Genomic DNA, 12,172 nt, shown 5'->3' on the forward strand with positions numbered 1-12,172 from the left:
GCAGCCGGGAGCCTCGCGCAGGATCTCGCGCGCCTCGTCGGCGGTGATCGGCTTCTCGAACTCGATGTTGACGGCTTCCGAGTGGCCGATGAACACCGGCACGCGCACGCAGGTCGCCGTCAGCTTGATCTTGGGATCGAGCATCTTCTTGGTCTCGGCGACCATCTTCCACTCCTCCTTGGTGAAGCCGTCGTCGAGGAAGACGTCGATATGCGGGATGACGTTGAAGGCGATGCGCTTGGTGAACTTCTTGACGTCGACCTGGTCGGCGACGAAGACCGCGCGGGTCTGCGTGAACAGCTCGTCCATGCCTTCCTTGCCGGCGCCGGAGACCGACTGGTAGGTAGCGACGACGACGCGCTTGATGGTGGCGACATCGTGCAGCGGCTTCAGCGCCACGACGAGCTGCGCCGTCGAGCAGTTCGGATTGGCGATGATGTTCTTGCGCGAGAAGAGTTCGACCGCGTCCGGATTCACTTCCGGCACGATCAGCGGCACGTCAGGGTCGTAACGGAAGGCCGACGAATTATCGATGACGACACAGCCCTGCTTGCCGATCTTGGGCGACCACTCCTTGGAGACATTGCCGCCGGCCGACATGACGCAGATGTCGGTGTCGGAAAAATCGTAGGTGTCGAGCGCCTTGACCTTCAGCGTGCGGTCGCCGAAGGACACTTCGGTGCCCTGGCTGCGGCGCGAGGCCAACGCCACCACTTCGCTCGCCGGGAAGCCGCGCTCGTCCAGAATGTTGAGCATTTCGCGGCCCACATTGCCCGTGGCGCCGACTACCGCAACCTTGAAACTCATCGAAATCTCCTGTCCCTCTCCGCTTGGTTGTTGGAGAAAACCCGCCGGCCTCATGCGGGTTCTGTCCCCCGGGCCGAACCCGGGAGAGGGTGGTTAGGCCAAGGGAATCACACCGTTTTGGTGGTGGTTTTGGCCGTAGTTTTGCGAGAACGGACGGACGCGTCGAAACGCCCGGCCCGATACTGTGCATCGTGGCTGGGGGCATCGAATGCCAGAAGAGCCAAATGGCCGCGCATTGAAGACGATCCCGTTCGCTGCCGGCTTTTACGCGCTTTGCGTAAAGAGTCAATTGGCGCAGGCTGCTGCCGCCTTGAGCCCGGCCTTTATCGCCGCCCAGCTTTCGGCAGGCGATGTCGGCCTGTGCTCTTCGGCGATACGGCCGGCCAGCAAATCGCGCCAGGCACCGTCGTCTGTCATCCGTCGGATTGCGCCATACCAGCCGATCTGATCGGTCGAATCGACCGCGGGCATCAGGCCGCCGGTCGCTTCGATCAGCGACGGCGTGGTCGAGACGATGACCGGGACCCCGAAATCCAGACACTCCGAAGCGGCATAGCCCCAGCCCTCGATATGCGAGGGGAAAACGCCGAAGGTGGTACTTCGATAATAGCCGATAAGCTCCTCGTCGCTGACAGGACCCGCGAAGACGATCTTTTCTTTCAGCCCCGGATGAGCCTTGAGATAGGCGCTGAGCTCCTCGACCATCCAGCCCCAGCGGCCGACGCAGACGAGCTTCGGCAACCGAACGCCTTCGTCGAGCGCCTGCTGCCAGATGCGGGCGAGCATGATGTGGTTCTTCCGGATCTCTATGGTCGAGCAATAAAGGATGTAGGGCTCGCCAGCCTCGAGCCGCGACGTCATTCTCAGCCGCGCGGCCTTCTCATGCAGCAGCGAGGGCATCGGGAAGCGATGGACGACCGGCAGATCTATGCCGGCCTTGCGCATGTGATCGCCAAGCATCGTCGCCGCGGTGTCGGAGGTGCAGAAGGCCGCCGCGCCGGACCGCACCAGCCGTTCGAGATTGGGCCCGAAGGCGGCCTGCCATCTGTTCTTTGCGACAAGGTCGGGCCGCATGGTCGGGATCATGTCGTGGCAAAGAAAGGCTATGTTGTCGGGGCCGGCGCAAACCGCCGCTAACTTTTCGCCGACCAGCAGCTGATTGCTGATCAGTACGGTTCGAGGCCCGACATCTTTCGTCGGCTGCGCCGCATCGCCCCGAAGCAAACCCGCCCGGAGACCGGCTCGCCTAGAGAAGCGATAGGCCCGCAGCAACAGCTTCGACACCGTGAAGGTGAAGCCGGAACGGCCGTTCGTCACCATTCCCGCAAGCTGGCGATCGGCTTCACTCTTGGCCATTGGATGGCGCCGCGCCGATTGGAACCCCTGTCGCAGCGCGGCAGCGGCTTGCAGTCGTGGCCGCTGCCGGAACGGCGCGATCTCGCTGACGCCCAACTGATCCATCTCGAATTTTTCGAGCGGCCGGAAACGATGGCTGGAGAAATCGAGCGTCACCACTTCGACATCCGGGTCGGGATCGGCGAGCGCTGCCCTGACCATGAAGTCTTCCAGCCGCTGGATGCCGGCCAGCGCGCCGCGCCAGGCGAGTAGGCCGGTCGCGTCGATGCAGATTTTCCGTCTTTGGCCGCCGGGAGCGTCGGCCGCTTCTGGCAGCAGTATCGAGTCCTTCCGGGCCATTGCTTCGCGGTCTGTGAGGCGACTTGCGGCTTCTATCCCGATTTGCCGCCTCTAAGATAGCCGGCTGAACGCCATCGCTCTTGCCCGCCGGCCGGCGCTCATGTCAAATCGAGCAAAGGGAAAGAATTCGACGCTCGGGGGGATCTGATGCGCGGCGAAGTTCTTCACTATGACGAGCGCCAGGGCTTCGGCTTCATCAGCGGCGCCGACGGCAGGCGCTACAGTTTCGCGCGCGAGGACCTGCGTCGCGAGACGACGCTTGCCAGGGGAGCCCAGGTCGAGTTCCAGCCGAATGGCGAACGTGCCGGCAATGTCTTCTCGGCCCGCGCCCGGATCATCGATCCGGCGGACAACGACGTTCCAGTTCCTGCCCGTCCGCTGCCGGGCAGCTCGCCTGCGGGGCAGCCGCATTTCGGCCGCAACGCCGAGGCCGGAACGGTGGAATCGACCGGCCTCTGGAGCTATTTCTGGCGTGGCGTGACGACGAACTACGTCAACTTCTCCGGCCGCTCCCGGCGCAAGGAGTTCTGGGGCTTTTGCCTGTTCTGGACGATCGGTCTAGTCGTCGCCATCGGCGTCGGCTTGTCCGCGGACCTGTCGCGCGGCGACCTCGAGGGCGGCGGCGATGAGCCGGTCGTCATGTTCGGCCTTCTCGGTCTTTACGTCCTGCTCACGTTCCTGCCGTGGGTCGCGCTCGTCGTGCGCCGCTTGCATGATCTCGGCCTGACCGGCTGGCTCGCCATCCTCTGCTTCGTGCCTTATGTCGGCTGGCTCGCCACCCTGGTCTTCGGCCTGATCCCGACCCAGGCCGGCGACAACAAGTGGGGGCCGGTGCCGGGCGGAGTTAGATTCTGACGGCCGCCGTCCTTAGTGCCTCGCCCGACAGCCTGAGGAAGATCTTCTGGCCGTGGCGTTCGGCGCCGAGCCGCTCGTAGAAGCGCAGCGCACCCTCGTTCCAGTCCTCGGCGGTGAGGTCGATGCGGCCAATGCGCTTGTCGAGGCAATAGCCGGCGAGAAACCCGATCAGCGCCTCACCCACTCCCGCGTTTCGTGCCTCTTGGCGTACGAACAGGTCTTTCAAGAACATCAGCCGGTCGAGATCGATGCCCGGATGCGCGATCGCGACCGAGGCCAGGCCGGCCACCTCGCCACCGGCGAAGGCCAGCGCGAAATGCGGATAGGCCGGGCTTTCCTCGCCGAGCCACTGCTTTGCCGTGGCCGTCGCCCGGGCATGGTCGAGCGGTGACTGCCGATAATGCGCCGCCATTGCGCAAAGCACGGTGGCGAGCGCCTCGGCGTCTTCGGTCGTCGCCCAGCGGACGTCGACCGCCGCCTCTGCCATGGGGATCAGCCCTGGAACTTGGCGATGATGGCGTCGCCCATCTCGGTGGTGCCGACCTCGGTCATGCCCTCGGACATGATGTCCTTGGTGCGCAGGCCGTCGTCGAGCACGGCGGCGATCGCCGCTTCGAGCTTGTCGGCTTCCACCGTCATGCCGAAGGAATAGCGCAGGCACATGGCGAAGGAGGCGATCATGGCGATCGGATTGGCGACGCCCTTGCCGGCGATGTCGGGCGCCGAGCCGTGCACCGGCTCGTAGAGCGCCTTGCGCTTCTTGGTCTTGACGTCCGGCGCGCCGAGCGAGGCCGACGGCAGCATGCCGATCGAGCCGGTGAGCATGGCGGCGATGTCCGAGAGCATGTCGCCGAACAGATTGTCGGTGACGATGACGTCGAACTGTTTTGGCCAGCGCACCAGCTGCATGCCGCCGGCATCGGCCAGCATGTGGTCGAGCTTGACGTCGGCATATTTCGCCTGATGCGTCTGGGTGACCACCTCGTTCCACAGCACGCCCGACTTCATGACGTTGCGCTTTTCCATCGAGGTGACATGGTTCTTGCGCGTGCGTGCCAGCTCGAAAGCGACGCCGGAGATACGCTCGATCTCGAACGTGTCGTAGACCTGGGTGTCGATGCCGCGCTTCTGGCCGTTGCCGAGGTCGATGATCTGCTTCGGCTCGCCGAAATAGACGCCGCCGGTGAGCTCGCGCACGATCAAGATGTCGAGGCCCTCGACCACCTCCTGCTTGAGCGAGGAGGAGGTGGCCAGAGCCGGATAGCAGATAGCCGGACGCAGGTTGGCGAACAGCTCCATGTCCTTGCGCAGGCGCAGCAGGCCGGCCTCGGGGCGCACCTCGTAGGGCACCTTGTCCCATTTCGGCCCGCCGACGGCGCCGAACAGCACGGCATCCGCAGCAACAGCCTTTTCCATGTCGGCATCGGAGATCGCCGCGCCATGCGCGTCGTAAGCGCATCCGCCGACCAGCCCCTCGTCGGTGGCAAAGCCGCTGCCGAGCTTCGCGTTCATGGCCGCGATCAACTTCTTCACTTCGGCCATGGCCTCGGGGCCGATGCCGTCGCCGGCGAGCAGGAAGAGATTTTTCGAAGCCATGGAGAACCGTCCTGGGGAGAGAATTGAACCGCGGCCTTGCTAAACGCCGGGCGGGCTGTGCGCAAGGGGACGAGCCTCGAGATCCTTCACACCCCCTCTGCCCTGCCAGCATCTCGCAAGAGGCCGGTAGGCGCGCCATCACCGATGCGACAGGATATTCACCAGCCGCCCGAACGGATCGCGCACATAGAAGCGCCGCACGCCCCAGGGCTCGTCGGCCGGGCCGTATTCGACGGCAAAGCCAGCCTTGCGCATGCGGTCCAGCGCATCATCGACATCGTCGACCTCGATCGAGAGGTCCGGCACCGGCGTGCCCGACCCGCCTTGCGACATGAAGCTGATCTGGACGGCCATGGTCTGCTGGGAGCCGTACGTGGCGATCCAGCCCATATCCATGAGCTGATCGAGGCCAAGCACGCCCTGATAGAAGCGCTTTGCCGCCGCAATGTCGGGCGTTTCGATATTGGCGACGATGCGTCTGACCTTGACCATGGGCCGCTCCTCGCTCCACGCCGTCGTTGTGCCCAGCCGCTTCGCAGCCTGGGCGACAGGCCTCAGACAGTGCGCCTGAGCGCCGTCACCTCGATCTCGATCTTTATCTCCGGCTTGTTGAGCTGGCAGACGATCATCGTCGCCGCCGGGCGGATGTCCCCGAACGCCTCGCCGAGGATCGGGAAGACCACGTCAACATAGGCCTGGTCGGTAATATAGTAATGCGCCCGCACCACATCGGCCATGTCGAAGCCACCGTCGGCAAGGGCCTTGGCGATGGTGGCAAGACAATTGCGCGTCTGCGCCTCGACCGTGTCGGGCATCGTCATCGTGGCATAGTCGTAGCCGGTCGTTCCGGAGACGAAACTCCAGTCGCCCTGCACCACCGCGCGCGAATAGCCGGCGGTTTTCTCGAAGGGGGAACCGGTGGAGATCAGCTTGCGCATGGGGCCTCGCAGGATTTGTTAGGTCATTCTGAAACGCATCCACAGCCCAGTCGTGAGCCAGACAACGCGATGCTGGCGGGACAGCGGGGAGGCGCGAAGGACGCAAGCTGGCAATTGACGCTCGGGCTAATTCCCCTGCGTGTCGTCATACGCCTTCTTGATATCCGCCGGCCAGTCCTTCACCGGCGGCCAGGCATTCGGCTCCCCATTGTCGCCGCGGCGGGCGAAATAGACCTTGTGCTTGACCGGGTCGACCGCCATGAAGCCGTCATTGCCGCCGCAGTCATGCGGCACGCAGCCGGTGGCATAGAAGGCGCCGGAAGCGGTCTTTTCGGTGCCGCCGCCGACCAGCAGGCTGGTCGCCATGTCGGGCATATCGTCGCCCAGCAGCGCCTGCGCCGCCTTGTAGACCGCTTCGTTATGGAACGCGTCGATGATGTTGTCGTATTTCGACGCATCGACGTCCTTCCAGTCGGTGCCGGGTTCCGGCGTGTAGGTCAGGTTTCCGGAGGTCGTCAGCCCCTCGGTCGGCGACCATTGCAAGGCCGGCTTGGTTGCTCCGGGCAGCAGGAAAGGCACAAAATAGATGGCGTCGTCGGAAACCGCGGCCGGCGGCGCGCCGCATTCGTCCTGCTCGACCGTCGTGGTCCGGATCCCGCCGTCCTTCGGTTTCCAGACGATGACCTTGGCCGGGCCGCACTGGTTGCCGCCGTCGCCGACATCGACCAGCGCCACGTTGACGTCGCCGATCTTGACGATCCTGTCGAAGGAGACGTCGTAATTGCTGGCCAGCTGCTTGCCGTCATAGGCGAGCATCTTCTCGCCGTCCTGCTCCGGCTGCGTGATGGTGAGCTGGCCGCCTTCGAACGGGATCGGCGCCTGTTTGTCGGTGTCGGCGGGAGCGGCGTCAGAAGTGCTCGATGCGCCTTGATCGGCCGCCCCTTGATCGGCGGCGGGCTGGTCGGAAGGCGCGGGCGCCTGCGGCGCCGCGGTCGCCCCGGACACCGCCAGAAGGATCGCCGCCAAGGCGCAGGCGCCGGCCAGAAGCGGGCGTGTCATGACTGTCCCTCCGTTCAGCCACACGAACCCGGCCGCTTGCGGCCGGGCTATCTATCACAAGTGCCTCAGCCGTTCAGGCCCAGGGGCGCAGCTCGGCGTTCTTCTTCTCGAAGGACGCGATGGCGCCGGCCTTCTCCATGGTCAGCCCGATATCGTCGAGGCCGTTCAAGAGGCAGTGACGCTTGAAGTCGTCGAGATCGAACTTGACCACGCCGCCATCCGGGCCGCGGATCTCCTTGGCTTCGAGGTCGATCGACAGCGTGGCGTTGGAACCGCGCGAGGCGTCGTCCATCAGCTTGTCGAGGTCTTCCGGGCTGACCGTGATCGGCAGGATGCCGTTCTTGAAGCAGTTGTTGTAGAAAATATCGGCGAACGACGTCGAGATGACGCAGCGAATGCCGAAATCGAGCAGCGCCCAGGGCGCGTGCTCGCGGCTCGAGCCGCAGCCGAAATTGTCGCCGGCGACCAGGATCTGCGCCTTGCGGTAGGCCGGCTTGTTGAGCACGAAATCCGGGTTCTCCGAGCCGTCGTCCTTGTAGCGCATCTCGGCGAACAGGCCGGTGCCAAGCCCGGTGCGCTTGATGGTCTTCAGATAATCCTTCGGGATGATCATGTCGGTGTCGACATTGACGATCGGCATGGGCGCCGCGACGCCGGTGAGCTTGGTGAATTTGTCCATGGTACCTGCCCGTCTTCTTGGCTTGCGGGGAATTTTGCGGGACGGTTTACACAAAGCCGGCGGCAAATGAAAGGCAACTGTTCGTGCACTGCCCTTGGGCCAAAGGCGGGCAGGGTGGACGGAACTGGAACACCTCAAAAAACGGCTTCGAAATTCTGTGCGGCCGGTGCAGTCTGCGACCATGGCCCGTCCTTCCAAAGTCCTCTACGCCAGCGAGCCCGCCCTCAATGTCGCCGAATTCCGCCGCGTGCTGGTCGAATCCGGCCTCGGCGAAACGCGCCCGATCGATGACGAGGCGCGCCTGAAGACGATGCTCAGTAATGCCAACCTGGTGCTGACGGCGCGTCTCGACAGCGAGGGCAAGCCGCTTGTCGGCGTCACGCGCGGGGTGACTGACTTCTCCTGGGTCTGCTATATCTCCGAGCTCGCCGTGTCCGCCTCGGCGCAAGGGCTCGGCATCGGCAAAGGCCTGATGGACGAGGCGCGCCGCCAGCTCGGCCCTTCGGTCGCCATCAGCCTGATCTCGATGCCCGATGCCGTCGGCTTCTACGAGCGCATCGGCATGACACGCATGACCGACGCCTTCTGGTTCTCCCGCAAGCGCTGACGCGCTGATGTCAACCGCTATTGACGCCAGCGCCCGAAAATCGAACGCAACGATATTCTCGGCGCAGGAGCCGGCGTAGGTCTCGCTGTCTGTGTCGGCGGCGTCGGCCGCCCCCCAGCAGTGCGGCCTACTACGTCACTGATCATCGCATCCAAGGCCTGGCTGACGTCAAACGGTTCGGTGACCCGGGCCGCCCTGACTTGCTGCTCAACCCAGTTTGAGCACCGAATCTTGCCCCTTTCGTCCACCAATTCTCCCTTAGTGATCGATTTGCAGAACATGTGAAGCTTGAAGACGGCCATCTTGACCGTTCCGTCATCCCAATTGGCGCTGATGCTCTGTGCGGCATGTTCGAGCAGAGTCTTTTTGATGAACTCGGCTTTATCGCGGGTCGAATCGGATTCGCCTTCGAACAGCAGGATGCCGAAATCCGACTTCAAAACGGCCGCCTTGACAGTGTCCGGCGCCGCCCAAAGTGCGGCAACCGTAACCGGATCGCGAAACAGCGCGACGTAATTACCCTTAATGTTGTGAGCAATGCCGGCCCGCGCCAAGAGTCGCTGGCACGTGTCGTCCTTGTATACAGCTAAAGGGAAAATGGACTGAAAGTCATAGTCGTAAATGAGAGGCATCCGATCCAACCTTTCATTGCAAGAACCATACCGTCTATTATTCAGAAGATGAATTCCAGTAGCAGTCGCAATGCATCGTCGGCAAGCAGGCCGGGGTGCCTGCACCGTCTTTCTCGTCGAATAAACTTTGCAGCTTGACATGCAACCAATTGGTTGCATATTAAAGCCATGAGCATGGATGCCGTCTTTCGCGCCTTGGCCGACCCGACCCGCCGGCAATTGCTGGACAGCCTCTATGCCAGGAACGGACAGACGCTGAACGCGCTCTGCGAACGGATGGACATGACGCGCCAGGCGGTGACCAAGCACCTGGCAGTTCTCGAGGAGGCGAACCTTGTCGCCACCGTTCGCCGCGGCCGCGAGAAGGAGCATTACCTCAACCCCGTTCCGATCAACGAGATCGCCGAGCGCTGGATCGGCAAATTCGAGCGCCATCGGCTGGATGCCTTGAGCGACCTGAAGAAACGACTTGAAAGGGAAGAGCCGTGAGCGACAACACTTTCGTCTACGTCACCTACATCCGCACCACGCCCGAAAAGCTTTGGACGGCGCTGACCGATCCGGAGTTCAACCGGCAGTTCTTCCTCTGCTCCTACCAGGAGAGCGACTGGAAGGTGGGTTCGAGCTGGAAGCTGATCTTCCCGGACGGCCGCGTGGCCGACTCGGGCGAGATCCTCGAGATCGATCCGCCCCGGCGTCTGGTCATCAAATGGCGCAACGAATGGCTGCCCGAGGTGAAGGAAGACGGTTACACGCGCTGTACCTTCACCATCGAAAAGGACGGCGAGCTGATGAAGCTTGCCGTCACCCACGAGGCCGACGGCCCGCACCGGCTGATTCCGAACGTGTCCAAGGGCTGGCCGCTGGTGCTGGCGAGCCTCAAGAGCCTGCTGGAGACCGGCAAGGGTTTCGAGCGCCCGCCATCGAAGGTCTGAACCAGGTATTGAACGGCCGCGGAGGAGGTTGGCAATGATACTGCCGCATGGCTGGCCGCGCGCCATGGCGAACACCGAGACGGTCATGGCTTCGGCGGAACTTCCCGCTTCGCCGCAACAAGTCGTCACCGCGCTTCTCACCAGCGACGTCGAGCGCTGGTGGGGGTCGGCCGAGACCTACCGGATGATCGGCTGGGCCGCCGATCTGCGCGTCGGCGGATCGTGGCGCGTCATCGTGAGGACGGCCGACGGCAGGACCCTGCCCGCCAGCGGCAGCTTCCTCGAGATCGAGACGGGGCGCAGGGTCGTGCAGACGAGGCGCTACGATTGGGATCACCCGACCCTCGGCTGTCACGAAACGACGGTTGCCTATCTGCTGGAACCGACCTCTGCCGGCACGCGGCTCACCGTCTGCCATGGCGGCTTCGCCGGCTTCCCGGACGCCGCGGCGGAGCACGCCGAAGGCTGGGCGCGCGTGCTCGGCTGGCTACAGGCACATCTGGGCTGCCGCCTCGCCGCCTGAGCCCCACCTTGACCTGCAGGCGCGCCTGTCCAGATTGTCGACATGGCCGAAAACAAACCTTTTGTCGGAACAGCCGGATGGACCATACCGGCAGCGCACAGGTCCTCTGTTCCGGCGACGGGCTCGCAATTGGAGCGTTACGCTTCGCGTCTTCCTGTCGTGGAGATCAACTCCTCCTTCTACAAACCGCATCAGCGCGAAACCTATGAGCGCTGGGCGTGCTCGGTCCCGGATCGTTTTCGGTTCTCTGTCAAAATCCCCAAAGCCGCGACCCATGAGCGCCGCCTCATAGATTGCCATGATCTTCTGGATGCTTTCATGGGCGAGGTCGGAGGTCTCGGTGAGAAGCTGTCCGCCCTCTTGGTCCAGCTGCCACCCAGTCTGCAATTCGACAGGCAGATAGCCAAAAAGTTCTTCGCTTTGTTGCACGACAAGACCGACTGCCGCTTGGTCTGCGAACCGCGTCACGCCAGTTGGTTCGAGCCGGGGGCGGATGCTTTGCTGAGCCGCCTCCATGTCGGGCGCGTGGCGGCGGACCCTGCCCCAGTTGCCGCCGCTTCCGCGCCCGGCGGCTGGCATGAGCTCGCCTATTTCCGCTTTCACGGCGCGCCGCATGTCTATTTTTCGGACTACGACGCCGGCCGGCTGTTGGAGATCAGCGCCCAGCTCGCCAGCGCGGGCGCGTCAGCCACCGAGGTATGGTGCATTTTCGACAATACGGCGCGCGGGCATGCGCTCGGCAACGCGCTGGCGGTCGATGCGATTATGCGTCAGATGACGTTCAACTCCCTGAACGCCCGCCCCGCCGCGACGCGCTCATATCCGAACGCCGTGCAATCGATCGTCCGATAGCCGCCATGCACGATGAGTTCCGAGAGCGCCTTGCCCACCGCCGGCGCCTGCTGCAGGCCATGGCCGGAGAAGCCGTTGGCGAACAGGAAGTTTTCCACCTCCGGATGCGGCCCGATCACCGCGTTCTGGTCGAGCGTGTTGTAATCATAATGCCCGACCCAGGCGCGCGTCGGCTTGATCGCCTCGAAGGCTGGGACGCGGGTGGCTAAAGTCGGCCAGATCACGTCCTCGAACAGCGGCCACTCGACCTCGAAATCGTTTGGATCGGGTGCATGGTCGCCTTCCTCCGGCTCGGCGCCGCCGGTGAGATAGACCGAGCCTTCCGGCCGCACATAGATGCCGGAGGGATCGACCAGCAGCGGCATGTCGGCATATTTCTCCCGCGCCTCGAAGACGAAGACGTTGCGCTTGCGCGGCTCGACCGGCAGCGCAAGCCCCGCAAGGGCGGCCACCTTGCCGGCGTTCGGGCCGGCGGCATTGACGATGATGCCGGCCTCCAGCGTCTCGCCATTGTCGAGGGCGACGCCGGTGACGCGACTGCCCTGGCGCGTGATACCGGTGGCCGACGCGGTGATGAAGTCGATCCTCCTCTCGCGCAGCGCCTTACGGAACAGCATCAGCAGCGCATGCGCGTCGAACCAGCCCTCGCCGCCGCGGCCATAGGCGCCCGCGGAAATGCCTTCGGTTGAAAGCCAGGAGAAGCGGCGGGCGAGCTGGCCTGCATCCTCCAGCACGATATCGGCGCCTTCGGCGATCTGCGCCTCGTGATTGGCCTTGAGGATCGGCAGCCCCGCCTCGCCGGCGAGGATCAGATAGCCGCCCTCGCGAAAGCCGATATCGGCGTCGGCGCCGACAGTCTCTTTCAGCTGCCGGAACAGCTTCAGCGTGAATTGCGACAGGCGGATGTTTTCGGGAATGGAAAATTGCTGGCGGATCGAGGCCAGGGACAGCGTCGTCGCCGCTTGCGAGAATTGCGGATCGCGCTCGATCAGCG

The 12,172-nt window shown here is 63.9% G+C and carries 16 protein-coding genes; 6 read left to right on the forward strand and 10 right to left on the reverse strand.

Annotation, left to right across the window (positions count from 1 at the left end):
• Together EOA79_RS23510 and EOA79_RS23515 are read right to left on the reverse strand one after the other, a co-directional pair.
• Positions 1-807: aspartate-semialdehyde dehydrogenase (locus EOA79_RS23510; protein WP_128293319.1), on the reverse strand; the 807-nt coding region annotated here is incomplete at its 3' end.
• A 285-nt stretch (positions 808-1,092) separates the two neighbouring features.
• Positions 1,093-2,502 (reverse strand): glycosyltransferase, encoded by a 1,410-nt coding sequence (locus tag EOA79_RS23515; protein WP_095825149.1) that lies wholly within the window; start codon positions 2,500-2,502, stop codon positions 1,093-1,095.
• Between the two features lie 147 nt (positions 2,503-2,649).
• Here EOA79_RS23515 and EOA79_RS23520 point away from each other — a divergent pair, with 147 nt between their 5' ends.
• Positions 2,650-3,357 (forward strand): DUF805 domain-containing protein, encoded by a 708-nt coding sequence (locus EOA79_RS23520; RefSeq protein ID WP_127335427.1) that lies wholly within the window; start codon positions 2,650-2,652, stop codon positions 3,355-3,357.
• Here EOA79_RS23520 and EOA79_RS23525 read toward each other — a convergent pair.
• From EOA79_RS23525 to leuD, 6 genes are all read right to left on the reverse strand, one after another.
• Positions 3,347-3,844: a GNAT family N-acetyltransferase gene (locus tag EOA79_RS23525; protein ID WP_066991656.1), complete on the reverse strand. Its 498-nt coding sequence runs from the start codon at positions 3,842-3,844 to the stop codon at positions 3,347-3,349. The genes EOA79_RS23520 and EOA79_RS23525 overlap by 11 nt on opposite strands.
• A 5-nt stretch (positions 3,845-3,849) precedes the next feature.
• Positions 3,850-4,953, reverse strand: coding sequence for a 3-isopropylmalate dehydrogenase (gene leuB, locus EOA79_RS23530; protein WP_095825148.1), 1,104 nt, complete (start codon positions 4,951-4,953; stop codon positions 3,850-3,852).
• 138 nt (positions 4,954-5,091) lie between these two features.
• Positions 5,092-5,445: a VOC family protein gene (locus tag EOA79_RS23535; RefSeq protein WP_066991913.1), complete on the reverse strand. Its 354-nt coding sequence runs from the start codon at positions 5,443-5,445 to the stop codon at positions 5,092-5,094.
• Positions 5,446-5,507: 62 nt separating this feature from the next.
• Positions 5,508-5,891 carry a RidA family protein gene (locus EOA79_RS23540; protein WP_127335426.1) on the reverse strand — a complete coding sequence of 128 codons (384 nt, stop codon included), beginning with the start codon at positions 5,889-5,891 and terminating at the stop codon, positions 5,508-5,510.
• 126 nt (positions 5,892-6,017) lie between these two features.
• Positions 6,018-6,950 carry a hypothetical protein gene (locus tag EOA79_RS23545; RefSeq protein ID WP_095825146.1) on the reverse strand — a complete coding sequence of 311 codons (933 nt, stop codon included), beginning with the start codon at positions 6,948-6,950 and terminating at the stop codon, positions 6,018-6,020.
• A 73-nt stretch (positions 6,951-7,023) separates the two neighbouring features.
• Entirely contained in the window at positions 7,024-7,629 is a 606-nt protein-coding gene (gene leuD / locus EOA79_RS23550; protein ID WP_066991643.1) for a 3-isopropylmalate dehydratase small subunit, read from the reverse strand.
• Between the two features lie 181 nt (positions 7,630-7,810).
• Here leuD and EOA79_RS23555 point away from each other — a divergent pair, with 181 nt between their 5' ends.
• The gene (locus EOA79_RS23555) at positions 7,811-8,236 is read left to right on the forward strand and encodes a GNAT family N-acetyltransferase (protein ID WP_095825145.1); all 426 of its coding nucleotides are present in this window, start codon (positions 7,811-7,813) and stop codon (positions 8,234-8,236) included.
• Between the two features lie 17 nt (positions 8,237-8,253).
• Here the strand turns inward: EOA79_RS23555 and EOA79_RS23560 are convergent, their stop codons facing one another.
• Positions 8,254-8,868, reverse strand: coding sequence for a hypothetical protein (locus EOA79_RS23560; RefSeq protein WP_095825144.1), 615 nt, complete (start codon positions 8,866-8,868; stop codon positions 8,254-8,256).
• A gap of 168 nt (positions 8,869-9,036) precedes the next feature.
• On the opposite strand from EOA79_RS23560, the gene EOA79_RS23565 reads away from it, so the two are divergent.
• The 4 genes from EOA79_RS23565 to EOA79_RS23580 are packed head-to-tail and all read left to right on the forward strand — an operon-like array spanning position 9,037 to position 11,178.
• Complete coding sequence (locus EOA79_RS23565; RefSeq protein ID WP_095825143.1) at positions 9,037-9,357, forward strand: metalloregulator ArsR/SmtB family transcription factor; 321 nt, start codon at positions 9,037-9,039, stop codon at positions 9,355-9,357.
• Positions 9,354-9,803: an SRPBCC family protein gene (locus tag EOA79_RS23570; RefSeq protein WP_066991633.1), complete on the forward strand. Its 450-nt coding sequence runs from the start codon at positions 9,354-9,356 to the stop codon at positions 9,801-9,803. The genes EOA79_RS23565 and EOA79_RS23570 overlap by 4 nt, the downstream gene beginning before the upstream one ends.
• A gap of 34 nt (positions 9,804-9,837) precedes the next feature.
• Positions 9,838-10,326 carry an SRPBCC domain-containing protein gene (locus EOA79_RS23575; protein WP_095825142.1) on the forward strand — a complete coding sequence of 163 codons (489 nt, stop codon included), beginning with the start codon at positions 9,838-9,840 and terminating at the stop codon, positions 10,324-10,326.
• 42 nt (positions 10,327-10,368) lie between these two features.
• On the forward strand, positions 10,369-11,178 hold the full coding sequence (locus EOA79_RS23580) for a DUF72 domain-containing protein (RefSeq protein ID WP_095825141.1): 810 nt from the start codon (positions 10,369-10,371) through the stop codon (positions 11,176-11,178).
• On the opposite strand, the gene EOA79_RS23585 is transcribed toward EOA79_RS23580, so the two are convergent.
• On the reverse strand, positions 11,097-12,172 hold a 1,076-nt coding region (locus EOA79_RS23585; RefSeq protein WP_164893926.1), incomplete at its 5' end, for an FAD-binding oxidoreductase. The two genes, EOA79_RS23580 and EOA79_RS23585, sit on opposite strands and share 82 nt — an antisense overlap.

Origin of the sequence: Mesorhizobium sp. M1A.F.Ca.IN.020.03.2.1 (assembly GCF_004023205.1) — a bacterium.
GTDB lineage: Bacteria > Pseudomonadota > Alphaproteobacteria > Rhizobiales > Rhizobiaceae > Mesorhizobium.

Excerpts from the sequence above, each read along its gene's own strand:
- EOA79_RS23565 (WP_095825143.1), top strand. The coding sequence starts at position 9,037 with ATGAGCATGGATGCCGTCTTTCGCGCCTTGGCCGACCCGACCCGCCGG.
- EOA79_RS23540 (WP_127335426.1), bottom strand. The coding sequence starts at position 5,891 with ATGCGCAAGCTGATCTCCACCGGTTCCCCCTTCGAGAAAACCGCCGGC.
- leuB (WP_095825148.1), bottom strand. The coding sequence starts at position 4,953 with ATGGCTTCGAAAAATCTCTTCCTGCTCGCCGGCGACGGCATCGGCCCC.
- EOA79_RS23580 (WP_095825141.1), top strand. The coding sequence starts at position 10,369 with ATGGCCGAAAACAAACCTTTTGTCGGAACAGCCGGATGGACCATACCG.
- EOA79_RS23555 (WP_095825145.1), top strand. The coding sequence starts at position 7,811 with ATGGCCCGTCCTTCCAAAGTCCTCTACGCCAGCGAGCCCGCCCTCAAT.
- EOA79_RS23515 (WP_095825149.1), bottom strand. The coding sequence starts at position 2,502 with ATGGCCCGGAAGGACTCGATACTGCTGCCAGAAGCGGCCGACGCTCCC.
- EOA79_RS23575 (WP_095825142.1), top strand. The coding sequence starts at position 9,838 with ATGATACTGCCGCATGGCTGGCCGCGCGCCATGGCGAACACCGAGACG.
- EOA79_RS23535 (WP_066991913.1), bottom strand. The coding sequence starts at position 5,445 with ATGGTCAAGGTCAGACGCATCGTCGCCAATATCGAAACGCCCGACATT.
- EOA79_RS23520 (WP_127335427.1), top strand. The coding sequence starts at position 2,650 with ATGCGCGGCGAAGTTCTTCACTATGACGAGCGCCAGGGCTTCGGCTTC.
- EOA79_RS23545 (WP_095825146.1), bottom strand. The coding sequence starts at position 6,950 with ATGACACGCCCGCTTCTGGCCGGCGCCTGCGCCTTGGCGGCGATCCTT.
- leuD (WP_066991643.1), bottom strand. The coding sequence starts at position 7,629 with ATGGACAAATTCACCAAGCTCACCGGCGTCGCGGCGCCCATGCCGATC.
- EOA79_RS23560 (WP_095825144.1), bottom strand. The coding sequence starts at position 8,868 with ATGCCTCTCATTTACGACTATGACTTTCAGTCCATTTTCCCTTTAGCT.
- EOA79_RS23525 (WP_066991656.1), bottom strand. The coding sequence starts at position 3,844 with ATGGCAGAGGCGGCGGTCGACGTCCGCTGGGCGACGACCGAAGACGCC.